This window comes from Brakhagea baltica (assembly GCF_052161605.1).
Classification (GTDB): domain Bacteria; phylum Planctomycetota; class Planctomycetia; order Pirellulales; family Pirellulaceae; genus JBKCUI01.
Window position 1 is genome coordinate 6,107,755 of the sequence record NZ_CP197409.1, and the last position, 23,192, is coordinate 6,130,946.

Annotated in this window: 22 protein-coding genes; 17 read left to right on the forward strand and 5 right to left on the reverse strand. The window is 51.1% G+C overall.

Annotated features, from left to right (window positions below):
* Positions 1-66: 66 nt before the first annotated feature.
* The 5 genes from SH449x_RS23915 to smc all read left to right on the forward strand — a co-directional run bounded on the left by SH449x_RS23915 (position 67) and on the right by smc (position 7,863).
* Positions 67-675 carry a glutathione peroxidase gene (locus SH449x_RS23915; protein WP_482378594.1) on the forward strand — a complete coding sequence of 203 codons (609 nt, stop codon included), beginning with the start codon at positions 67-69 and terminating at the stop codon, positions 673-675.
* A gap of 29 nt (positions 676-704) precedes the next feature.
* The gene (locus SH449x_RS23920; RefSeq protein ID WP_482378595.1) at positions 705-1,055 is read left to right on the forward strand and encodes a ComEA family DNA-binding protein; all 351 of its coding nucleotides are present in this window, start codon (positions 705-707) and stop codon (positions 1,053-1,055) included.
* A gap of 386 nt (positions 1,056-1,441) precedes the next feature.
* Complete coding sequence (locus tag SH449x_RS23925) at positions 1,442-2,101, forward strand: DUF6655 family protein (protein WP_482378596.1); 660 nt, start codon at positions 1,442-1,444, stop codon at positions 2,099-2,101.
* A 56-nt stretch (positions 2,102-2,157) separates the two neighbouring features.
* Positions 2,158-4,089 carry a HEAT repeat domain-containing protein gene (locus SH449x_RS23930; protein WP_482378597.1) on the forward strand — a complete coding sequence of 644 codons (1,932 nt, stop codon included), beginning with the start codon at positions 2,158-2,160 and terminating at the stop codon, positions 4,087-4,089.
* Between the two features lie 21 nt (positions 4,090-4,110).
* The gene (gene smc, locus SH449x_RS23935; RefSeq protein ID WP_482378598.1) at positions 4,111-7,863 is read left to right on the forward strand and encodes a chromosome segregation protein SMC; all 3,753 of its coding nucleotides are present in this window, start codon (positions 4,111-4,113) and stop codon (positions 7,861-7,863) included.
* Positions 7,864-8,252: 389 nt separating this feature from the next.
* Here smc and SH449x_RS23940 read toward each other — a convergent pair whose 3' ends face one another.
* Positions 8,253-8,459, reverse strand: a complete 207-nt coding sequence (locus SH449x_RS23940; RefSeq protein ID WP_482378599.1) for a hypothetical protein — start codon at positions 8,457-8,459, stop codon at positions 8,253-8,255.
* A 594-nt stretch (positions 8,460-9,053) separates the two neighbouring features.
* On the opposite strand from SH449x_RS23940, the gene SH449x_RS23945 reads away from it, so the two are divergent.
* The 9 genes from SH449x_RS23945 (at position 9,054) to SH449x_RS23985 (ending at position 15,595) form a co-directional block, all read left to right on the forward strand.
* The gene (locus tag SH449x_RS23945; protein ID WP_482378600.1) at positions 9,054-9,563 is read left to right on the forward strand and encodes a DUF4240 domain-containing protein; all 510 of its coding nucleotides are present in this window, start codon (positions 9,054-9,056) and stop codon (positions 9,561-9,563) included.
* A gap of 120 nt (positions 9,564-9,683) precedes the next feature.
* On the forward strand, positions 9,684-10,241 hold the full coding sequence (locus SH449x_RS23950) for a hypothetical protein (RefSeq protein ID WP_482378601.1): 558 nt from the start codon (positions 9,684-9,686) through the stop codon (positions 10,239-10,241).
* A gap of 126 nt (positions 10,242-10,367) precedes the next feature.
* Positions 10,368-10,904 carry a hypothetical protein gene (locus SH449x_RS23955; RefSeq protein WP_482378602.1) on the forward strand — a complete coding sequence of 179 codons (537 nt, stop codon included), beginning with the start codon at positions 10,368-10,370 and terminating at the stop codon, positions 10,902-10,904.
* 439 nt (positions 10,905-11,343) lie between these two features.
* Positions 11,344-12,795, forward strand: coding sequence for a group II intron reverse transcriptase/maturase (gene ltrA, locus SH449x_RS23960; protein WP_482378603.1), 1,452 nt, complete (start codon positions 11,344-11,346; stop codon positions 12,793-12,795).
* 368 nt (positions 12,796-13,163) lie between these two features.
* Entirely contained in the window at positions 13,164-13,601 is a 438-nt protein-coding gene (locus SH449x_RS23965) for a hypothetical protein (protein ID WP_482378604.1), read from the forward strand.
* A gap of 111 nt (positions 13,602-13,712) precedes the next feature.
* A complete protein-coding gene (locus SH449x_RS23970; protein ID WP_482377404.1) occupies positions 13,713-14,192 on the forward strand; it encodes a PIN domain-containing protein in 480 nt (159 codons plus the stop codon).
* Positions 14,189-14,419: a hypothetical protein gene (locus tag SH449x_RS23975; protein ID WP_482377405.1), complete on the forward strand. Its 231-nt coding sequence runs from the start codon at positions 14,189-14,191 to the stop codon at positions 14,417-14,419. The genes SH449x_RS23970 and SH449x_RS23975 overlap by 4 nt, the downstream gene beginning before the upstream one ends.
* A gap of 35 nt (positions 14,420-14,454) precedes the next feature.
* On the forward strand, positions 14,455-14,841 hold the full coding sequence (locus SH449x_RS23980) for a hypothetical protein (RefSeq protein WP_482378605.1): 387 nt from the start codon (positions 14,455-14,457) through the stop codon (positions 14,839-14,841).
* 310 nt (positions 14,842-15,151) lie between these two features.
* Positions 15,152-15,595 carry a hypothetical protein gene (locus SH449x_RS23985; RefSeq protein ID WP_482378606.1) on the forward strand — a complete coding sequence of 148 codons (444 nt, stop codon included), beginning with the start codon at positions 15,152-15,154 and terminating at the stop codon, positions 15,593-15,595.
* Here SH449x_RS23985 and SH449x_RS23990 read toward each other — a convergent pair.
* Together SH449x_RS23990 and SH449x_RS23995 are read right to left on the reverse strand one after the other, a co-directional pair.
* On the reverse strand, positions 15,535-16,719 hold the full coding sequence (locus SH449x_RS23990; RefSeq protein WP_482378607.1) for a lactonase family protein: 1,185 nt from the start codon (positions 16,717-16,719) through the stop codon (positions 15,535-15,537). The genes SH449x_RS23985 and SH449x_RS23990 overlap by 61 nt on opposite strands.
* A complete protein-coding gene (locus SH449x_RS23995) occupies positions 16,716-17,615 on the reverse strand; it encodes a metallophosphoesterase family protein (protein ID WP_482378608.1) in 900 nt (299 codons plus the stop codon). Before SH449x_RS23995 ends, SH449x_RS23990 begins: the two co-directional genes overlap by 4 nt.
* A gap of 296 nt (positions 17,616-17,911) precedes the next feature.
* Between SH449x_RS23995 and SH449x_RS24000 the strand changes: the two genes are divergently transcribed.
* Complete coding sequence (locus SH449x_RS24000) at positions 17,912-18,718, forward strand: DUF4058 family protein (RefSeq protein WP_482378609.1); 807 nt, start codon at positions 17,912-17,914, stop codon at positions 18,716-18,718.
* A gap of 40 nt (positions 18,719-18,758) precedes the next feature.
* Here SH449x_RS24000 and SH449x_RS24005 read toward each other — a convergent pair whose 3' ends face one another.
* Both SH449x_RS24005 and SH449x_RS24010 read right to left on the reverse strand, forming a co-directional pair.
* Positions 18,759-19,877, reverse strand: coding sequence for an AAA family ATPase (locus tag SH449x_RS24005; RefSeq protein WP_482378610.1), 1,119 nt, complete (start codon positions 19,875-19,877; stop codon positions 18,759-18,761).
* Positions 19,878-19,883: 6 nt separating this feature from the next.
* Positions 19,884-21,116: a class I SAM-dependent methyltransferase gene (locus tag SH449x_RS24010; protein WP_482378611.1), complete on the reverse strand. Its 1,233-nt coding sequence runs from the start codon at positions 21,114-21,116 to the stop codon at positions 19,884-19,886.
* 223 nt (positions 21,117-21,339) lie between these two features.
* On the opposite strand from SH449x_RS24010, the gene SH449x_RS24015 reads away from it, so the two are divergent.
* Together SH449x_RS24015 and SH449x_RS24020 are read left to right on the forward strand one after the other, a co-directional pair.
* A complete protein-coding gene (locus SH449x_RS24015) occupies positions 21,340-21,888 on the forward strand; it encodes an RNA polymerase sigma factor (protein WP_482378612.1) in 549 nt (182 codons plus the stop codon).
* Positions 21,885-23,177 (forward strand): LolA family protein, encoded by a 1,293-nt coding sequence (locus SH449x_RS24020; RefSeq protein ID WP_482378613.1) that lies wholly within the window; start codon positions 21,885-21,887, stop codon positions 23,175-23,177. Before SH449x_RS24015 ends, SH449x_RS24020 begins: the two co-directional genes overlap by 4 nt.
* The last annotated feature ends 15 nt before the right edge of the window (positions 23,178-23,192 follow it).

A 23,192-nucleotide genomic window follows, 5' to 3' on the forward strand; every position in this document is an offset into this window, starting at 1 on the left:
CGTAGCAGTACACTGTTAAATCGATCCCTCCCTTCCCCTCCCAATTCTTTAAATGAGGCACTTGAGATGAAGAAATACAAATCTTTGCTGGCTGGCGTGGTAGCTATGGCCATGGTTTCTGGTTACTTGAACTACGAAGGCAACACGATGAACGCGTTTGCGGATGAGAAAAAGGCTGATGTTCCCACGGCTCTGTCGTTCCAAATGAAGGACATTAACGAAGAGCCGATCGATCTTTCCAAGTATGCCGGAAAGGTCGTGGTGTTTGTGAACGTCGCGAGCCGCTGCGGCTACACCAACCAGTACGAAGGGCTGCAAAAGACTTACGAAAAGTACAAAGACAAGGGGCTTGTGATCGTCGGGGTCCCATGCAACCAATTCGGCGCCCAAGAGCCAGGCTCCAATCAGAAGATTCTCGAGTTTTGCCAATCGACCTACAAAGTCACCTTTGACATGTTGGCGAAAGTGGACGTGAAGAGCGACACCGCTTGTGCCCTTTACAAGTACTTGACCGCTGTCGACACCAAGCCGCAAGGCTCTGGACCTGTGAAGTGGAACTTTGAAAAGTTTGTTCTCGGTCGTGATGGCGAAGTAATTGGCAGGTTTGGCTCTTCGGTCAAGCCAGACGACGCGGCCTTCGTTAGTCTTGTCGAAGCTGCTCTGGCTAAGTCCTAGTCGGATTCCACTCCAACAGTAGAGTCGCGATGGATTCACGTCCCCGAGTCCTAGATAACCGAGCCCGAACGTTGGCAATGCTAGCGGTCGGGCTCGTTGTTTTGGTAGGGGCCCGGGCTTGGTCATGGCGGACACTTGAGGAGAGGGGTTTGGTCGAGGTAGCACCCTTTTCATTCGATCTTAATCTAGCGACCACGGAAGAACTCGACCTGATTCCTGGTGTGGGGGAAAAGCTAGCATCTGATATCATCGCCTTGCGAGAGGAGCTAGGCGGGTTTCAATCGGTTGAACAATTAGCCAAGGTTCGCGGCATCAAGGACGCCAAAATCAAAGCGATATCTCAGTACGTTTTCGTGGCTGGCGAAGATCTAAAGCCATAGCCTATGATAGCGTAGCGGGCACCAGCCCAGCGCCGCCTTAGTTTACCCGCACGGGCAACGCCCTGCGCCGCCTTCGTTTAACCGCATGGGCAACGCCCTGCGCTGAGGGCTTCAACATCTTAACCGCCCATCCGCCTACCCAGCAATCTCTCTCAGCCGGTGTTTTTTGTCTTTCATCGCCGAAGGCGACTCCCAGCTAGCTTCGCATTGCGGGACTCACCGTATGGCTTGCGCCATTACGCTCCTATTAAGGATAGATTTCCATCTGTCGATCTCTTAATTGCCTGCCACTAGCCCGATCAGGCTTGACGCCGAAATCAATTTTTGTCATTCCTCACCTGGAATTTCTCAAGAGTTTCAGCTTATTCGCTCCGTGGAGAATGCCTATGACCTCTCGTCCCTCGTTCGCAGCCTTATTCGTATCCATTTCTCTCCTTTTTTGGGCCAGCGGCTGCGCGTCGATGAAGCAATCCGACACATCCCGAACCGGCCTGGAGCAATTGCTCATCAGCAACGCTATTGATCAGTCACTAGAAAAGGTAGACTTTCGCCCGATCGCAGGGGCCAAGGTTCATCTGAAGACCGATTTGTTGGATTGCGTAGACAAAAACTACGCCATTCTTCAGACCAAATCCAAGCTGCTAGCCAATCAATGCACTCTCGTCGACTCGGTCGATGACGCTGAGGTGCAACTCGAGATTGCTTCGGGAGGGGTAGGTACCGATCGAACCGAGATGATCGTTGGAACACCGGAAATTCCACTCGGACTCATGGGAAGTATTCCGCGAATTACGTTTTATGAGCGCAACAAAGCGATGGGAACCGCCAAGCTGGCACTCGTAGCCACCGATGTAAAATCGAAACAACCCGTTATCAATTCTGGTTTCTCGTTGGCTCGAAGTGACCACCAACACTGGACCACACTTGGCATGGGCCCGGTTTTCTCCGGGTCTGTTGCAGAACAAATCCAATCCAGTACGGGACAGGTTGACGGATTAGTTGTTCCCGGAGCGGAATCGATGTTTTCTCGAACGGCTGGGCGTTGAAAACTCAACAGACTTTGAAGTCTGACTGGCAAGAGATTGTTTATTAGGTAACCATAATGACGCGTACGTTCTCGCCGAAGCAATTTTTCCGACTACAGCAATCACGAGCGATCTTGTGTGGCTTGCTTGGATTCACGACTCTGACGGGCTGTCAGTCCTGGTTTAGCAAGTCGAAAGACGAAGATTCCACGTTTATCAAAGAAACAAGGCGGATCCGAGAGTTGCTGGCCGATCCTGACCGTCCGAGACTTATCGGCGAGGTGGCTGGAATGTCTGGGATCGAGGTCAAGACCTACGAATCCTTTGGGCTCGTAACGGGCTTGCCTGGCACGGGTGGCAAGGTGAAGCCGAGCGAGCAGCGAAACATTATCCTTCAGGAGATGAGACGCAAAGGAGTCGATGTCCCCGAGCAGATTTTGGATGATCCCAGCACCGCCCTCGTCAAAATTCGCGTCTACGGAAACCCTGGCTTTACGGCTGGTAGGGTACTCGACCTAGGAATCGAAACTTCAACCGAGTGCGATGCGACCGACTTGACGGGCGGAATGCTCCTCGAAGCCAGGTTGCGTGAAATGGCATTCATAGGTGGAACGCTCCGAACGGGAAGTGATCAGGCCGCCGCCAATGGAGAGCTAACGCTGCTGCCAAGTAGTTACACGAAAAAGAACTCGGACCCTCGCTCGGCGGTTGTGGTGGGTGGTGGTAAGCTGCTGCACAGCCATCCCCTCAGCGTCCTTTTGGCTAACGAATACAAGCATGTTCTAGTGGTGAGTGAGATCGAAAAGGCTCTCAACAGTCGGTTCTACTTTCAAGATTCCTACAAGCAAAAGTTCATGGCGGAGGGAAAGAACAGCGCTATGATCGCAATCACGACAGTGCCCAAGTACCGTTTCGATCCGTCCCATTTTTCGAATGTGATCCTGGCCACTGGCTTCAAAGAAAACGATGCGGAACGCTTGGAGCGTGTGGAGGGTTGCAAGCAACTCTTAGTAGATCGAACGACAGCCAGACGCGCGGCGGCCGAACTTGAAGCACTCGGAACCAAGGAGGCTATTTCCGCACTGCTAGACGGTCTGTCATCTCTAGACACCGAAGTCCGCTTCTACTCTGCCTACTCGCTCGCCTATCTAGACCAGAAAGAAGCTCTCCCGATCTTGGTTGACATTGCAAAGAACGAACCTGCTTTTCGTCCGCTCTGCTTGGTCGCTCTAACCGTGACAGAAGTCGACGCGGCACGGGATTCGTTGATGCGTCTCCTTCAAGAACGAGAGCCAGAATTGCGGTTCGGTGCATTCCTTGCATTGAGAAACCGCAATGCGAACGAGCCCATGGTCCAAGGTGAGAAACTCACTAAAAACACCAAGCTTGTTCTGATACCCAGCTCAACTTCTTTGCTGGCCCCCTCGTTTCAAGATCGCCAGGAATTGGTTTTGTTCGGGGCCACAGCGCCGGTCAAGCTGGCTAGCCGCTTAACGCCGACACCATTCCTAACGCTCACTCCAGACCGTTCTAATGCCATACGGATTACGCGAAGAGCTTATGGCGAAACAGCTAATGTAATCGTCGACGCCGATTTAATCGCCATCCTTCGAGGCTTGGGAGCGGTCGATGCCTCCTATAACGATATCATCCAAACCCTCGACCAACTCTCAAATCTTAATGCGACTTCGGTTCCGATTGTCTTCAATCCACGTCCCTTCGCAGGCCGGATCTACAATCGCGAGGGGAAAGAAAATATGGAGCTCATGGCATTGGATCGCTCTAGCCGAGGTCGTTCCAAGTCCGCATGGGACTGGCTGAAATGGCCATCTGTGTTCGGGACAAGCACCGAAACCAAGCCGACGATCGTGGCGACTCCACCAAAGCAAGATAGCAACCCAGACTCGGCCATCTCTATGCTAGAAAAGTCTTCTGGTGCAGCCGTTTTCGTCAGCGGAACCGGCGACGGAGACGAACTGCCTGAAATTGACTGGGACGCACTCAAATAGTCATTGTGACCGGACACCTCCATGCTTAAGGCGCTAGAGCTAGTTGGCTTCAAGAGCTTTGCGGATCGAACTAGGTTCGATTTTCCTGACGGCATCACTGTCGTCGTGGGCCCAAACGGCTCGGGAAAGTCGAACGTGGTCGACGCTGTAAAGTGGGTGCTCGGCTCTCAAAGTGCCAAAGCCCTGCGTGGCGCGGATATGGCCGACGTGATCTTTAAGGGGTCAGCCGCAGGGGGACGTCGTCCCAGCAACAGCGCGGAAGTCACGCTTATCCTAGACAACACGAAACAAACGTTCCATCACGACTCAGACGAAGTTCACGTGACGCGTCGCGTCTTTCGAAGCGGTGATACGGAGTACTGTATCAACGGTGAGAACTGTCGGCTTAAAGATGTCAAGGATCTTTTTCGAGGCACCGGCGTTGGGGTCGATGCCTACAGCTTGATCGAACAGGGCAAAGTGGATCGCTTGCTCCAAGCCTCTGCTAAAGACCGGCGAGGAATCTTCGAAGAAGCGGCAGGCATCTCACGCTTCAAAGCCAAAAAGGTCGAGGCAGAACGTAGACTGCAACGCGTCGACCAAAACCTGCTCCGCCTCAGCGATATCGTCGACGAGGTTGGCCGACGACTAAACACCCTCAAAAGTCAGGCGACCAAGGCGCAACGTTATCGCGAGATTTCGCAGCAACTCTTCTCGAAACGTAGTCAGCTCGGATTCGTTGAATATCAACTGCTGAGACGACAGCAATCCAATCTGGCAAATCAAATCGCCGCTGCCGAAGAATCCAAGCTGGAGTTGACCGAACGCTTGAGGGGCCTGCAAGAAGCGGCAGATCTCGAAAAACGGAATTTGCATGACTTGCAAGCAAAGCAAGCGGCTCACCAACAGAGCTACATGGAAGCCCAAAAGCAATCCGTTTCTGCAGAGTCGAGCTACCAGTCCGCTCAACAACGAATCGAGGATCTCAACACCGAGAAAGGTGTCATTCAAGAAAGGCTCATCGCACTTCAGGAACGAGCGTCGTTGGGCACCGAGGAGTCGCAAGCCCGAGAACGCGAACTAGCCTTGCTGGAAGAGGAGAAGCTCGCCGCAGGTCACGAACTCGCCAATCGTGAGGCTACCTGTACCGAATCCAAAGAGAGGGTGATTCAACTTGAGAACCAGCTCGAACTGCTGACGCAACAGTTCAACGAATTGAATTCGAACAGCAATGAACTCCGATCCAAGATCGTCGCTTATCAGCTGCATATCGAGGAAATGGAGCGGAGCATTCAGGAGCTTGTCCAAAGCCAGTCTGATGTCGCCAACGAACTCAAGCTATATGATTCGGAATTTGGACAGCTCAAAATTCAGTTGGCAGCGGAACGCGAGATCACTCAGGGTATACAGAAACGCCGCAATGACGCCGAGTTGCAACTAGAAGCAGACCGCGTCGAACTGTTCAAAAAACAAGAGGCGGTCTCGGCTCTCCAGAGCAAACTGCACGGCGTTCGGGAGCGGCTCCAAGTGCTCGAGCAACTCGAGGATCAATTCACAGCGGCCGGACGCGGAGGCCAACAATTATTGCGATTGGCGAGGGCGAATCAAACGCGATCGCAAGATGCGTTACAGACTACTTATAGCCAATCCAACAACACCTGGGATACCGTTCATGGCTTGATCGCGGATCTGCTTTCCAGCGAAATGCATATTGCTCCGCTCATTGACGTGGCTTTGGGCAACTTGGCAGACGCCATCGTTCTCAGCAATGGTCTCATCGTGGATTGGATCAACGAGGGTGGCTTGAGCATCGAGGGACGCGTTACATTGCTCCGTCTGGACCGACTCCCCAATCGACGCTCCGGGGAAAAGATCGAGCTCGACGGATTGCGAGGGGTCATTGGCCGCGCTGATCGATTGACCAGCTACGATGCAAAATACGAACCCCTCATGCGTTCGCTTCTCGGTACCACATGGTTCGTTGATTCGCTAGCGACAGCCCTAGAACTCAGCCACTTCCGAGGAGCGGGCCTACGGTTTGTGACCGCGGAATGCCAACTCGTCGACAGCGATGGCAGTATAACCATCGGGGCACTACAAGCGGGTTTGGGACTCATTTCTCGGCGAACGGAAATGCAAATCGCCCGAGATGAAATCGCCGCCTTGGAATCTGCTCTCGCAGCAGAGAACACCGAGTTCGCTCAATATCAAGCTAGGCTCCAAAGAGATGAACAGGCCCTCAAGACTTTGGCAAGCGACGAACGAGATGCGGCTCAGCGGCTAACCAAGCTCGAAGCGCAGATGGACAACGCCGATGCTACGCGAAACCAGATTTTGCAGAAACGAGACTCGATTGACTCTCAATTGAACTCCCTCCGGGACCGGATCGATGAACGACGCGGTTTGTGCCTTCAGTCGGAACAGCAAATTGCCGACCTCGATTCGCAAAGACTCAGTTCCGAAGCCGAAATCACCGAGGTTCGAAATCAATACCAAGCCGCAAAAACCGAATTACAAGCCAAGCAAGCGGAGGTGAGCGATCATCGAGTGCTCCTGGCTCGACTCGATCAACGGCTTGAAGGCTTGAAAACGACTCTCGTCCAGCTAAAACAGGATGCGTCGGAGCGAGAGAAAAATGCTGCGGAAGCAACTCAGGCCTTAGGGCAGATTGAAACCAAGCTGGAGCAAACCAGACAGTTAAGTGTAGAGCAGCAAGACCGCATGGAGGTTGCTCGACAGTTGCTTCAACAATTAGACCTCCAGCGCGAGGAGCAAGCGAGCCATTGGGAGCAACAGAACGCTGCCACCAACGAGGCGATTCGAGCATGCGATTCCGGGCGAAGGCAATTGGAGAAAACCGAAGACAAGATTGTGGCGTTGCAGTCGTCTCACGCACAACTCGATTCCCAAGTTACCCAGCTCTTAGAACGATATGCGAGTGAGTATCGTATCGATATTCCGTTAGAGAGCCTCGAGGCTGGCGATAACCAAACCGAATCGCACAACTATGGTCAGGAAATTGGTACTGAGCCCGACGAAGAGTGGTTAGCGTTTCAAGCTGAGGTTTCTCAGCTCAGCACTCCCAACCAGCTCGAGACAATAAAGGGTAAACTGGAAACCCATGTCGGCCAACTCCGAACAGAAGTGGAGATGACCGGCAGTGTCAACATGGAAGCGTTAGCAGAGCTCGATGAGTTACAGTCCCGTTTCGATAGGCTATCGGGACATCAATCTGATTTGAATCGTGCCAAGTCGGAACTGCTTGCGACCATGACCAAAATCGACGAAGACTCTCGACACATCTTTATCGAGACGTTGGAAAGCATTCGAGCCAACTTTCAAGATTTGTATCGACGATCCTTTGGTGGTGGATTCGCTGACATTGTGCTCGAGAACCCTTCGGATCCAGACAGCGGAATTGAGATCGTCGCGACACCGCCAGGAAAGACCACACTGAGCAATTCGCTGCTGAGTGGTGGGGAGAAGGCCCTCACGGCGGTCGCCTTGATCATGGCCTTTTTTCAGTATCGACCTAGTCCATTTTGTATCCTCGATGAAGTGGACGCACCATTTGACGAAGCCAACATTGGTCGATTCGTAACGGTTTTAAGAGAGTTTCTGGATACGACCAAGTTCATCGTGGTTAGTCACAGCAAGAAAACGATGACGGCAGCCAATATGATTTATGGCGTGACCATGCAGGAGAGTGGTGTCTCTCGCCAAGTCTCGGTTCGTTTTGAAGAAGTCAACGAAAAGGGAGAGATCATACAGTCCAAGATCAAGCGAGCCGCCTAGCCCCTCTCCTCGCCGCCTTCCGGGCAAGCGGTCAATCGCCCTTTGGCCCTTCCAACCATCGACCTCGCCACACCTCGAAACCAATCCATCATGCGCCTAGGTATCGTCGCCGGTTGCGAGATCACATCCTCCGATACAACCGGTTTCACCAACAAACCGTCCGGTCCCGTCCTCCGGTGACAAGCTTCATTGTGATGGATTCTATTGGGTAATTATTGCGATGGGTATCTGTTCAGCTAATTGCCCTATTTTTCGGAAATGCCCCACGCTTGACGTGGGGAATGTTACGTTTCTCGCTAAATAGGTGGAGACTCTCCCCGACCCTCCTTCCGGTTCGGCGGCGAAGCCGCCGAACCGGAAGGAGGGGGGAGCGTTGGGGGAGTAATTACTTAGCGAGAAACGTGAAGCTCCGCAGGGCAAGCCTGCGGCATCTTCCCTCTATCTGCGGCCCGAATTGAGATCGAAGCAGCAACGTTGCCATCCACTGCAAGGTCGGTGAGACGGGATTCCACGTCCCTGCTCGTTATGGTATCGAAATCAGCTAGCGTTTGGAGTCGACCATTTTGTCCCTCGCGATTAAGGTCAATACAATCCATTTAGGGTTACTTCGAGTTTGGCGGTAACAGGGGGCACATGCAACCGGGGGCAACCGTTAAATTGCATCAAAACAACAAAAGTCCGCTCACCCCCCACATTAGAGGGGGATGATAGCTGAAACCGGGATAATAATTATCCCGGTTTCCTGCCGAGCGAGGACAAAATGTTTGACTTCCGGGGATAACACCGGACAATAACGGCTTTCCCGGTATCTAAGCTGGGATAATTACAAGTTCTCAAATCTAAAATCCGGAATGCAGGCTGACAAACAGCCAAACTCAAAACCGTAATCCATGCGGTCGCCAGTGCTCTATAACGACATTCTGTAACGGATCTGATGCAAGCCTTGCGACAGACTTCTTCAACATGGAATGTTTGGAGCGCTGACCATGATTGCAGCGTGACACCAGAGATCGTACAATGACGCAAGAGAACCAAGACAGCGATCGAACGTCGATCCTTGGAAACCCGAAAACAAATTGAGAACCAAGCATTGGACCGAAGGGCTCGTCTTCGCGGCCCTGACTTGTGTCGAGATCACCACTCGCCCATCGGTCAATGCGTACGTTACGTGTTAAAGGATATTAGCCCAAATGGACGTTGAACAGTTTTGGCGACTCATTTCAGAATCTCGGCAAGATGCGAATTCAACCAGTCCAGACGGAAACATGGATCGACAGGTTGCACGACTTACGGAGTTGTTGACAGCCCTCCCACCCCAGGAGGTTGTTGACTTTGACAAGCATTTTTCAGATTGCTTCATCGAAGCATACAGGTGGGACCTTTGGGCCGCTGCCTACATCATTGAAGGTGGGTGCTCAGATGACGGATTCATGGACTTCCGAAGTTGGCTGATTTCGATGGGACAGTCTGCCTTCACGGAATCGCTTCGCGACGTTGAATCGCTTGTGACATTTGCATCGGATCCAACCGTAGAGGTTTGCTCATTCGAAGAGTTTCAGTACGTCCCAGGAAAAGTCTACGGAAAACAAATTGATCACGGGATCAAATACTCGAAAGAACCAACAGGTGAACCATGGGACGAAGACTCGGACGAACTTGCGACGCGGTTTCCTAAGCTTTGGGCGAGATTTGGCGAATAAAGAAACACGTAACAATGGCATGCACACGAAGCACTCGATCGGCCGTTTTGACTTGCGTTGAGTCAACTGCTCGTGCTCGGTGATGCCCGTCGTTCTGCTTTCAATTTGACTGAGACGACAATGAAACTTGATCTCTCCAAGGACAAGCAAAGAATTCGCAAGTACATTGAGCAGCGAATCAAGGATTACCACGTTTACGTCAACTGCGGCCCCGGAGAAGATGCCGATCCAATCCAAGCCATTGTCCTTGGGTTCTACGCCGCGCAGGGCGGTTATGTATACCTCGTTTTCGATACACGCGCCGGCAAGAATCTTGACGGCAACTGGACTCTTCATATTGATGAACCCACGATGTGCCATTTTCCGAAATGGTGTGACTTCTACGAAAAGGCATGTGATGGAGAACCCGTTTCGTTGATTATGGGTGACGGCAGCACGAAGAAACTTGAAAAGTTGGTGGACAATAAAGAGGACATCATAGATGAGAAATCCGAAGACGAACTGAATGCGTACTTCGGTAACATGCTTAAGAATCTGATGGCCGAACTGAAGGAGGATGGAACTCTTGCAAAACTGCCTCTGCGAAAAGATGCATTTCTGATAATTGAGGAATTCGATGGTCATTACTTTTGGCCAGAACCGCGTTCGGTAAAGACCAAAGGTCGTATCCTTCCGTAAAAAAGCAGAACCAAGCGGTGAACCGGAGTTGCCGTTCACGCTGGTTTGAAATGGAAAGTCAATCGCGGCAACACCGGTTACCGCAGTCGTTCTGTCCTTTAGTTTCGCGATAGCAGACTGAAAACCATGAAACGCTGGCAATTAGCCTTATTGGTACTGATGATCTTAGCGTGGCCGCCCATATTCAGCGTTTTTGTTTCTCCTTTGATCCAGCATCCACGAGATGATGGCGAATCAATGCGTATATCCGATTTTCAGATGCTATTGGATGCAAATCGGTGGACATTCGACGTTCCAAAAGAGCAGGACGGTTGGATGTTGCGACTCGAAGGACGAGTTGACGACAAGATTTTTCGGAGCGGTGGGTCTTCTGTTCGCGGAGGCTCACAGGTAACGCTTGTAACAAGACGGAATGTTGATAAAAAGAGGATTGACTATGCCTTTCGATCCTACAGGGCGGATGGATGGACGGGCGGATCTGGATCGATAGACGATCCGCTTGCGAACGGTGGTGTTCGCGTCGATCGGAAGGACGGCCCCATCAACATTGGAGACCCAATCTATCGGGGTGGACGAACATCAGTACAAGCCTTTCCAGGGACGAAACGCGCGGACTTCGAGGTCCGAGTTCTACTTGAGCCCACAAACCAAGAAGAAGAATAGGACAGAACAAAATGTTGGACGTGCGTACTGGAAATGGTTTGTAGACAAGTGGGTGCGAATCCCACCTGGGTAGCCGCTAGCCACGGGCTCAGTATCGAGTGTTGCTGCTTGGCTATAAGGGCTGGCTCGCCAGTCCGAAGTGCCCGGCTGAAGCGTACACAGAAAGGTAGCGAGGATGAAAGGCAGGGACTAGCTATCCCACCCTGAATGGTATTGAGCTCCGAAAGATTGTAACTGTTGGAATCTGCCCAAGGTGTGTCCATGCTGGAAGGCAACATCGCGTGTATCGACTCGGCGAGATACGCGTGAAGACCCGGAGTCGTTAGGCCCATTCGCGCTACACACCATGTCTACAAGGCAACCAGTGAGACCCTCAAGTTCTTCGAATCACCCGCCATCCAGTCGGACTGGTTCGGAGTATGCCCAACAAGCCCCAAAGGTGAGGCAAGCAAACGATTTGCGGGAGTCGGATGACCGAATAGTACCATCGATAACGGGTAATTCCGGAGGAGGGAAGGCGGTCAAGCTATCACGCGAATCTGGAAGTACACTGTTCACACTCAGCGGTGAAGTAGCAGTGGTAAAGCGACTGGATCGCATCTCACAAAGAGCGGCAAGTCACCCCGAAGAATCGTTCAACAATCTGCTAACGCTGATCACGTTGGACATGCTTCACATGGCTTTCTCACGACTCAAGGAGGATAAGTCCCCTGGTTTAGATGGCAAATCGGTCGGAGACTACCGAGAGAACTTGGAGTCCAATCTCCAAGATTTACTCCAAAGAATCCACCGTGGCAGCTATCGCCCACAACCCAATGTTCGTCGTGAAATCCCTAAAGAGAATGGCAAGACGAGATCGCTAGGGTTGGCATGCGTCGAAGACAAGATCGTCCAACGGGCCCTTGTCATGATTCTGGAACGGATCTACGAAGTGGATTTTTATGACACCTCGTACGGATACCGACCAAACAAGTCATGCCACCAAGCGTTAGGGGAACTGGGCAAAGTGATTTCCACGTGCCGAGTGAACTGGATCAGTGACGCAGATATCCAAGGATTCTTCGACAACGTTGATCATCAACACCTATTGGCGTTTTTGTCCCAACGAATCGCAGACCCCAGACTGCTGAAACTGATAAAGAGGTTCCTAGACGCAGGAGTCATGATCGATGGTCGTTTCCACGAAACAGATGAAGGCATAGCGCAAGGTTCAGTACTAAGTCCTTTGCTCGCGAATGTGTATCTACACTACGTTTTAGACCAATGGTTCGAAGAAGTAGTCAAGACGCATGTCAAAGGCGAAGCTCACTTGTTCCGTTTTGCGGATGATTTCATTAGTTGTTTCCAATACGCTGATGATGCGAAGCGTTATCAGTCAACATTGGGAAAACGGCTAGGACGGTTCGGCTTGAGTTTAGCTCCCGAGAAGACAAAACTGATTCGATTTGGTCGCTTTGCAGCTCGCGATTCCCGCGAGATGGGCGAAGGCGCCCCGAAGACGTTTGATTTTCTAGGCTTCACACATTATTGCGGCCTTAGCCGCGCAGGTAAATTCAAACTGAAGAGGAAAACATCGAAGAAGAAATTCCGAGCTAAACTTCAAGCGATGAGCGATTGGCTTAAGCGACACCTGACAACCCCGACTGCAATTGTCTGGGACACGGTTCAGATGAAGCTACGAGGCCACTATCAATACTATGGTATCAATGATAATTGGCCCTGGTTGATGAGGTTTAGGACGGCTACGAAGTTCTTGCTGTTTCGTTGGCTGCGACGCCGCAGTCAAACCGGCAAGCAAGCGTGGACCTGGGAGAGTTTCTATCGATGGCTGGAGATCAATCCATTGAGCAATCCGGTAAAGTTAACAGATTTGATCGCTGCGTATCGCTGAGAAAGCAATAGAGAGTTAAGATTGTCGAGACAGGTGATAGCTGGGAGCCGTATGCGTTAACTGCGCTTGTACGGTTCTGAGAGGGTGCGGAGTATCAATTTGTGAGGAAGGGACGGTGCGGCACTACTATTGATTTGGTAGCATACCTATGGGCACAAACAACAACCTCAACAAAGAGACTCCAAACTACTCGCCCGAAGCCCCCGTCGGTCCGTTTCGAACTTTAGAGACCGTGCTGGCGGGGGCTCGGTCAACATGGGCGTTCGCTAGTGCATGACAGGACCGAATTGGAGTGCAATAACATCCACTACATCCATCCTGTTCATGCGGTTTTTCGGTTTGCGGAGTTAACGCATGAGTCGGTCTCGATGCAACGATTCCTTGACCTCCTAGATGGTCTTGAAATCGAAGATAGATACGCGATTGTGAACTACGTTGCGTCGCTTGTTGGCTTGAAACAAACCAAGGAGCAGCATGAGCTAGATTTGCAATTGAAACGCTGCCGAGAATTCAAGGAAGCATGTATGCGAAGTGAGCTAGAAGAGTCACAGGCTATTCGGGCTTTGGTTGATCATACATTCGATTCCCTTTTCATGAACGTTTGGAAGAAGACTGTCGTGGAATTGTCGAAGAGTAATAATTGCAGTTCCGGCGAGACTCTGTCATGCAAGATAGAGGTTTTCGAGAAGAACAACAAGGAACTTTGGAGAACTAATGAACGCGATTCGTATTTTCGGATAGAATGTTTCCGTCGATACATGCTTTTCGGCGAGCAGGTCGCTGGACCACTGATCGGCTATTGTTAAAGAGAGCGAACAATGTGGTGCACCGAAGTCGCCGCCGGTGCTTTCCTGACTTTTAGAAACGTGGTCTCCGGCGACATCGGTGACCACGGTCGTTCGTCCAAATAGACACTGATGGCAATCTACTACATCGAGACGACAATACCCAGCTTCTACTTCGAAGTGCGAACCGAGCCAGACATGGTTGCGAGACGTGACTGGACTCGCCGTTGGTATGACGCAACGATCAACACGGACCGAGTCGTTTCAAGTGCCGCCGTACTAGCAGAACTAGAAAACGGGGATTTTCCGGGTCGCGATGACTCACTCAGACTGCTTGACGATCTGGAACTACTGTCGATTGACTCCGCAGTTTCCGAGATTGTGGAGGCGTACACACATCACAAGTTGATGCCTGTTGATCCATTTGGTGATGCTTTACATTTAGCGCTTGCATCGTACCACCGGTGTGATTTTCTCGTCACCTGGAACTGCCAACATCTCGCTAACGCGAGGAAATTTGGGCACATCCGCCGTATAAATGGTATACTTGGGCTATTCGTGCCAGAACTTGTGACACCAATGGAACTCCTGGGAGAGGCCTGGACAATATGACAACACCGCCAATTCTCGAAGAACTTCGACGGGTACGGCACGCCATGTCTGCTGACATTGGGCATGATCCTGCAAAGATTGTTGACTACTTTGCGACGATGCAGAAACGGTATGCGCACAGGACGGTCAATCTCGCAGATCAGGGACCGTATGGACGAACAAAGCATTGCATCGAAGTCGCCGAACAGCCGATTCCTGATGGTGGCTCTACTCCGGCGACTCGATGAATGCCGCCGTTCGTCGATACGAGAGGTAAGGTGCAATGAAAACGAGCCTTCTGTTCTTCGTTCAGATTCTTCTCCTTGCGACCAGCGCTCTGTTTGGCATCCATGTCATTATACTTTTGAGCACCTTGGGGATTCTTACTAAATCAGCTTTGTTCTTTTGCTTTGGCTATGGACGATACATCTACCTTGTCTGTAGTGTTGGACTTCTGCTTCTGTCTTTGGCTGCCACAATCGTTTCCGCAGGTTCTTCCGAGGGTAGACTTGTCGTTACGCATGATGATTTGGGAATGAAGCTTTTCCGTTTTTGGATGTTACAAAACACAATCATTGGGACCCTTGCAATAGCCTCGCTACTGTGGCTGGTTGCTACCGCCCCAAAAGGGACAGCAACTCATCTTCTCAGGATTTCCGTCTTATGGTGACGATCTGTAAGTACAACTTCGAGTCAAACGAAACGGCGACTAAACTTCCACTGCTACGCAAACTGTTGATTGCTTCAACGAATCAACCACGAGCAATCCGATGCACCCAAGCGGCGGATCGGGCGTTCTCTGAAACGGATGACTGCGTCGCTTTTTTTTTCATGCAAGCAGACAAAGCCTTTTCTTTTCTCTCCTCTCATTCATCCAACTTCCGGCTATGCTACGGAAAACACTCTTGAAGAATTTGGATCTGAAGAAACGGACAACGTCCTGAAAGCTACCAGTCGTCCACTCCGGGGACAACGCCGAAATGAAACTGTTCACGCATTACTTGTCCTATTCCATCATCGAATCAAAAATTGGCGAACGTTTCATTCGATTCAGAGAACTGACCGACGGAGCGGTCAGCGACAATGTCGCGGATCGCTCCGCCGATCCGCTTCTCCCCATCCCTGTTATCCCCACAAAGCTCGGGGAGGAGCGAGAAGGAGAAGAATCCGCAGTTAGGTTGCAAACCGTGACCGGTCAAGCGATAATCTCTCACTTAGCGGTGCCAAGCCACACAGTTCGGGCGCACAATCTACCCCACCGCTCCGTAGGGGGCCGCATGGGGACACAGTGCAGGAGATTACGTGGTGGCACTGTTTGTTTCTGTATTTTTGTAGCATGTCCTGCCGTGCCGGACGGTAGGTCTTACTCGTATTCGAACAAAACACAAATTGGACTGGGAGTGGAAATTACACTGGCGTTGTAAGTCAGTAACCCAGTTTTGTAATCGACGCTAAAACTAGCCAAGGTATGCGAGTCCTGGCCTGCAGCTAGCAACCAAGTTCCTGACGGATCCAAATTGAAGTTCCTGGGTGTTGCTCCGCGAACCGGTTCATTTTGAATCATCGTTAACTCTCCGTCGTCGCCTATCGAAAAGACGGTGATCGAATCATGGCCTCGATTGGCTGCATAAACAAAACGTCCATTCGGGTGAATGCGAATCTCTGAACAACTCTTCTGACGCAGTCGCTCCAGATCCTTCCGATCCACTGTCGGAAATGTCTCCCGAATCTGCATTGCCCCTCTTTCGGGTTGCCAATCAAACAGGGAAACCGACAGATCCAGTTCGTTCAATACATAGATCCATCGACCGTTAGGATGAAATTTCTGATGCCTCGGTCCGGCCCCTGCCAGCAATTGACCAAACCCGTGCGGTTGCAATAACGCTAGCTGGGTATCCACTTGATAGATAACCACTTGATCAAGCCCCAGATCTGGCACTAAAGCAAAACGCTGATCGGGAGAAAAGCCTACCCAATGTGCATGCGGAGCTGTTTGTCGTCCTGCAACAACGTTGCTGCCACCCTCATGTTTTATGAGTGCCGTACGAGTGGAAATCCTTCCTTCAGAATCGAGTGAGAAGGCGGCTAGGGAACCTCCACCATACTGAGCGGTCAACAGCGTCCGACCATCGCGTGAAACGGACAAATGCGTAGCACCTCCGTCCCCGATCGGATGTGCGGTTGCCTGCTCTAATGTTGCTTCCTTGCCTTTTCCATGAATATAAAAGCCGGCAACCACGCTTTCACCATTCAACGAACCGACAGCATACAAAATAGGGAGACTGGGATGCTTGGCCAGAAACCCGGGCGAGCTCATCTCGGCAACCAAGCGTGATTCGGATAACCGCCCAGAGCTGATATCCAGCACGCAGTGGTAGATCCCTTTGCTAGGAGATCCGCCGGTACCGATCCAAACGTCGATTGGATCTGCTACTGCTGTGCCGGTTATGCTCATTAGTCCAATCAAAGCCCAAACCATGGCTCTTGCTAGTGATCGTTGAAACATGTTCTTCTTCAAGTATTCCCTCAAATGCAACATCGTTCTCATGCTTTGTGAAGATCGTTATAGGACTTCTGCTTGCGAAATCCAGTCAAGTGGATAGTGCCGTTCGGCTCGATTTCCAGGAGCGAATAGCCGTTGCTCTCGGGAGCCGTACCTTCCACCATGGCCACTAGCGTGCAGTAGTGGATGCCACCGATCTCCTTTAGATCGTTCTGGTGGCTGTGTCCCTGGAAAACCGCCAAAACTTTGCCGGATGCTTCAAGGACTTTTCGTACTTCAGAGTTGTTCTTTACACCGTGATCGTTGCTAACATCGAGCCGCTGATGAGCGAAGACGATCACCGGCTTTTCATTGGCCTTAAGATCACCTTCGAGCCACTCCATCTCGGCAGCCGGAATGTTGGCGTCGGTCCAATGAGAGTTCTTTCGGCCATACGGTTGGCCATCACTGCGGAAGCAGGAATCCAGCACTATGAAATGGACGCCATCTCGGTCAAAAGAGTAATACGACTTTTCTTGCTCAACCCCGCCCAAGAACTCCTCTTTCGTTAGCGTGTCCACGCAATGATTCCCAAGGACGTAATGCCGATCATTGCAGATCGCTGAGAACGGTCGGTTGATGGTCTTGAGGTAACTCTGCTCGATGTCGACCGAGTCAGCAGCGTCTATGAAGTCCCCTAGTTCCACTAGAAACGATGGCTTGTCCTGCTCGAACTTTTTGGCTGCTTCGTCGAGCTTGGTCAGCGTCTCGCGATAGTATCGAGTTCCCGCCGGTGCTTTGTCGGCGTAGTGTAGATCGGTGATGAGTCCGACACGCAGACGGTGCGAGTTGTCATCGGCGAGCAATGCCGCTGAACTGATCGCCCCGGCTGTCAGCACGAGCGTCCCCTGCTTCAGGAAGGCCCTTCGTCCCAAGCTGATGTGGTCGTTGTTGTTAGTCATTTGTAATCGCTTTGTATGGAAAACTTCGGTCCAATCTACTCATCCAGTCTTTTGGGCAAGCATTCTGCCGACAGAACTCAATGGATGTTTTATAATTTCCAAATGATTAGAATATACGACAATTCTCGTTGATCGCCGCAGAATTAACCTTCCCCAAACGCAGTTTGGGGAGGGGCAGCCCGCGAACGCGTGGCTGGGGAGGGGTGCTGTGCATGGCTCGAATAAACAAATTCTCCGGTTCGATTGCCGTCATATAACGATAGCAGACAAGGAATCTACCGAGTAAGGTACAAAAAGTGAATCAAGATAACCCATTTCCCGGCATGAATCCCTGGCTCGAATCGCACTGGGGGGATATTCATACCAGATTGACGACTTACAGTAGCGATCAATTACAATCGCAATTGCCTCCTGGTCTACGAGCTCGCGTGGAGGAATACGTCACGGTTGAATCGGATGACGATAAAGAGAGCCGGACCGATCGATTTGCTCCGGATGTACCCATTGTCGAGCGCCCAGACGCTCCTCTTGCCGGTGGGGGAACCGCGACGATTGTAGACGCGACAGAACCAGTCATGGTTTCTCGTTTGGTGGAGCCCGAAACACTTCGTTACATTGCGATCGTCGATGCTGCCGATGGGCATAGGATTGTGACTGCGATCGAATTTCTTAGTCTCACTAACAAGATCGCAGGTAAAGGCCGCGAGCAGTACTTTGTCAAACAAGAGAAGCTGCTCTCTGGTCGAGTCAATCTGGTCGAGATTGATTTGCTTCGAGAAGGGGGGTGGGTGCTGGCTGCTCCGAAGAGTGGAGTACCCTCCGAATGTCGTGGCCCTTATCGCATCTGTGTTGTACGAGGGGACCAGCAGCATCGAGCCGCCATGTATCCAGTTTCCTTGCAACAGCCTCTTCCCACGATTCGCATTCCTCTGCGTCCTCAAGACCCCGATGTTCTGTTGCGGCTTCAACCCCTACTCAATATGTCTTACATCAACGGTCGCTATCATGAAGACCTTGATTATCGTCTCGATCCCACACCGCCCTTGACCATTCCAGATGCCAGTTGGGCCGATCAATTGCTTCGAGAAAAGGGGCTAAGATAGAATACCGGACAACAGCGAACTTCAAAAAATAATGGAACGCCTATCGCGCTGGCCACTTCCAACCGTACTGGCTCAGGAGATCACCATTTTCAAGCACCGTGGCACCGTCCTTCTTGGTCAATCGGATCGACACCGCCATTTCGTCCGATTCTAATTCGCTCACGAGAATTGGGTTATGGCTTACGACGATCACTTGGCTGTTTTCTGATGCCATCCTCACCAGTCGGCTTAATGCAGGAATTAAGTCCGGATGCAAACTATTCTCGGGTTCATTAAGAATCATCAACTCAGGTGGACGTGGAGTCAGCATCGCAGCAACTAGCAAAAGATACCTCAACGTACCATCGGAAAGCTCGGATGCCGTTAGCTCACGGCCGATTCCTGGCTGCTCAAACGCAACATACAATCCGTCACCTCGCAAAATCGTTTGAACTCGCGATCCGGGAAAAGCGTCGTCAATTGCTTGATCGAGCCTCGTGTAATCACCGATTTCGCGAATGGTTTGCAGGGCGGCTGCTAGATCACTACCGCTGCCTGCCATGATCGGTGTGAAGGTGGCTGGTGAACCGCGACGGGCGGGAGATCCGCTATCCACCCGAAAAGTATCATAGAACCTCCATGATCGCAATTTTTCCCGCATGACTATTAACTCCGGTGCATGAAGTGGATCGGAGTACGCGGATAACATACTTGTGTTTCGCGATAGCGGCATTTCAATATCCATCCACTTTCCATCGTTTGCACGGGTGCGAAGCAATGTGTTTCTCCGGTCTGCACACAGAGACCTCGCATTCATTCCAGAGCCATGCCACAAACACTCTCGCTTAATCTCGGGATCAAACTGGAAGGCAGAGCGAGAGGGCTGCGGAAGTCCCAAATCAAAGCAATAGCTAAATGGTGGCGACGTGAAGCCGAGCCTAAGGCTCACTGGATCTTTGTCCTTTGTCTTCGGACCTGCCCAACGCACTGAGCTAAAGCCACCCTCAAGCGCAAGAGATTCGGCTAATCGTCCATCGGCAGCATCGGCAACAAGCTTAAGAGCTCGATAGACGTTCGATTTTCCCGAGCCGTTGGCACCAGTGATCACATTCAGCTGCCCAAGTCCCAGAATGATCGATCGAATAGAGCGGTACCCCGCTATCGCAAATTGTTCGATCAAATTTCCTCACTCCTTCCATGCACCAAAAGCTGCAAAACAACTGTTCTTGTGCAAAAGCTCGACATGAGCAAAGCCAACTCGGCGAAGCAAATCCAATTGGTAAGTTACCGGACGGGGTGAATCTTCTTTTGCGATGTAGTCGAACACTTTCTGACGATACTCGCTTCCCCCTAAGCCTTCGAGATATTCACCGTACAGCGACCACATGAGTTCATGAATCGGAACAGTTTCCTGAACTACCAAATCGGTAATCCAAACCGATCCGCCGGGCTTGAGCAACGATAGAATTTTTTCAAAAGCCGCTTGCCAGTCCTCGTCGTCTCTCAAGTGGTGCAGCACGGCAGCCGCGAGGATGACATCGTAGCTTTCGTGCTGCAGCTCTGCATTTCGAAAATCACTTTGCCACAGTTCGATAGTGCCTACTCCAGATCGCATCACGCGTTCCTTAGCCCGTTCGAGCATGGGCCGACTCAGATCCAATAGATCGCAAGCAAACGGCTTACCATAGACTTCACGTAGTTTGAGTGTATTGTTACCAGCTCCGCAACCAATATCGAGAACTCGATGGATTTCCGGAGTTAATCGCACTGCCGCCTCGGTAATCAGTTGCATAGCAAGAGGCGCGTCGATCGTTGCCGATTGGCCGGTTTCCAAATTGCTGAAACGTTCCACGTCCAAATCGAATCGCGACTCGATGTCGGTGATCGTTGACTTATCGGAAAAATCTTTGGTTTGGAACTTGAGCGACGCGGAGCGGTTCCTGCGTGCCAGATCCTCATCCGACTCGAGACGCCCTAGTTTGCGCAGCATTTCGATTTGCTCGGCCGTACAAGGCAGATCAGCAGATTCGTGAGATGCGAATTCACCCCGCGTCAACCGATCGATTTCCTTAGGATCGGTAACCTCGCTATCTTCATAGAAAGAGGCATACCGTTTGCGACTCATCTCCAAAGGCGTTCGATAGCCCGTGTTGCCAGGTGGAATAATCCCGCAACCGATTCGCTTGGACTGAGGATCTGAGGCATGAGGTTTGTAGTGATACGATCCGTCAGCCCGGTAGCACCAATGATCACCCGAATGCCCGACGGCACCTTGGCATCGGTCCCGGAACAGAATCGTCTCTGGACATTGAACTACCCAAACTCGCTTCAACCAACGTCCGTTGCCATCGGTATAGTAAGTAATGCGAGGCTGGGTTTCGTCCCACTCCAACTCCAAATCATCATGGTCCTTTGTCATGGCAACTTTCTCGTGGAGACACTAAAGGGTATTGTGTATATCACAATGTTAGCCCTTTCCATTTCCTTTTGCCAATACCAGCATGACTGCGCAAGCGAATCTCTGGGGCTTGTTACAGGATAGCAAAGCAATTTTGGTAAATTTTCGCAGTAATGCGCTCAATCCCATGCCGGCGGAGACACTAACCAACCAGAAACAGTAGCCATCCCTTATAGAGACCGAAATGCAAGATCAAGATCGCCGTACAGACGCTGAACTGGTGGAGGCAGCTCGCAAAGGCGATGTGGAGAGCTTTCGTTGTCTGTACGAAAGGCATTACAGGATCGCTATCGGAATCGCACTAAGCCGGCTTCGAGATCGCCATCTTGCAGAGGATGTCGTACAAGAAGCCTTCGCGATTGCATGTCGCAAGCTGCATACGCTTAGCAAAACCAATCGGTTCCCCCAGTGGTTAGGTACGATTTGCAGAAGAACAGCAAGCAAGATGTCACCGAGACAAATGCACGTTGAACCATTACAGGAACAATCCATTACGGATTCGTCCTGTGAGACTAGAGGTTCAAGAGATGAAAAGGTTCGCGAAGCCATGGAAAAACTTTCGGTGTCCGCTCGAGAATTGCTCACTTTGCACTACTTTAGCGGACTGTCGTACGAAGAAATTGCATTGTCCTTAGGTATTTCTCCCCAAGCCGTCCATGGACGCTTGCAGCGGGCTCGAAAGACGCTGGCTATTCATTTGCCGAACGAACTAAAAAAAGGAAATTCTAAATGACTGAACCATCAGATCGAGATCTAGGCTTAATGATTCAGGGAGCGCTCGGTGAACCGCCTAAAGCCAATTTTGATAGTTGGCTTGATGTCAACAAAGATTCTCTATCGTACCTAGATCCTAAAGTCATGGAAACCTACCAAGGTCGAAAGCGTATTCTGCGACGTGTGCTTAGCTATTCCGCAGTTGCTGCTGTATTTCTAGTAGCAATGTTCATGGCTTTCGCCCCGCAAGAGAACGCATTCGCACAAACGATAGAAACAATCAAACAGGCAAAGACCATTAGCTGGACCATAGACTGGTACAATCGCGAATTCAGCGTCGATGGAAAACGCAGTTGGCTGAAACGCGCGCCTCGCTGGGAGAGGTCCTTTCAGGTACCAAACCGATATCGCGATGTTCGATACGCCGAAGATGGCAGGGTTGCTTCTGTGACCATTGAAGACACGATAACCAATGCGACTCTACGGCTTGATATGCAGAAACGGACCGCCATGCTAACGAAAGAGTCGTCTGGACAGTTTGGCCCGGGACTTCCCTTTGACAATATCATTAACATTTTGGAGAAGGAGTCGGTTCAGTATATTGGAAAGCAGAACATTGATGGCATCGATACAAACGTTTTTCGTCACTATCTTAAGGATAAGCATGGAGCAGAACAGAGTACCGAAATTTGGCTCGATGCGAAATCGAAGCAGCTTGTTAGGATTTGCACGACTCCCGGTAATACTTTCTTTGATCCTCAAACCGATGTAGACCGCAATAATCCTGTAGAGTCTCAAATTTCTGAAGGAACTATCGCGGGTGTGATCCTGAGCAGCATTGAGTTTGACGCTCAATTGAGTCCCACGCTATTCAGCCTCACACCGCCGGAGGGCTTCCTTATCGTTGAACCTCAGCAAAGGGAACAAGTAACGGAAGAAAAGATGGTCCAATGGCTCCAACTTTCTGCAGAAGCGAATGGAGGTGAATTTCTCGAGCTCGAACGAGGGTTCAATATGACTTGGCACACTGCCATAGCAGGTAAGTCAGAAATCGAGCGAACCGAAGCTGAAACGAATTATCTCGCGGCATGGCGTGATAACATGCTTCAGGGGAACTTTGTCCCGGTCCAAGATTTCGTAAATGCCTCGGTCGAAGCCGGTAGCTTTCGTTATCTCGGGAAAGGTGTTCGGCTGGGAGACAACGAACGAATCGTGTGCTTCTATAAGCTCCGGGGTACAAGCAACTATCGAGCGGTCTATGGCGACTTGAGAGTGGTTGAGGTCGCGGCCGACGATCTTCCGCTTTGAGATCGATGCCGTGAG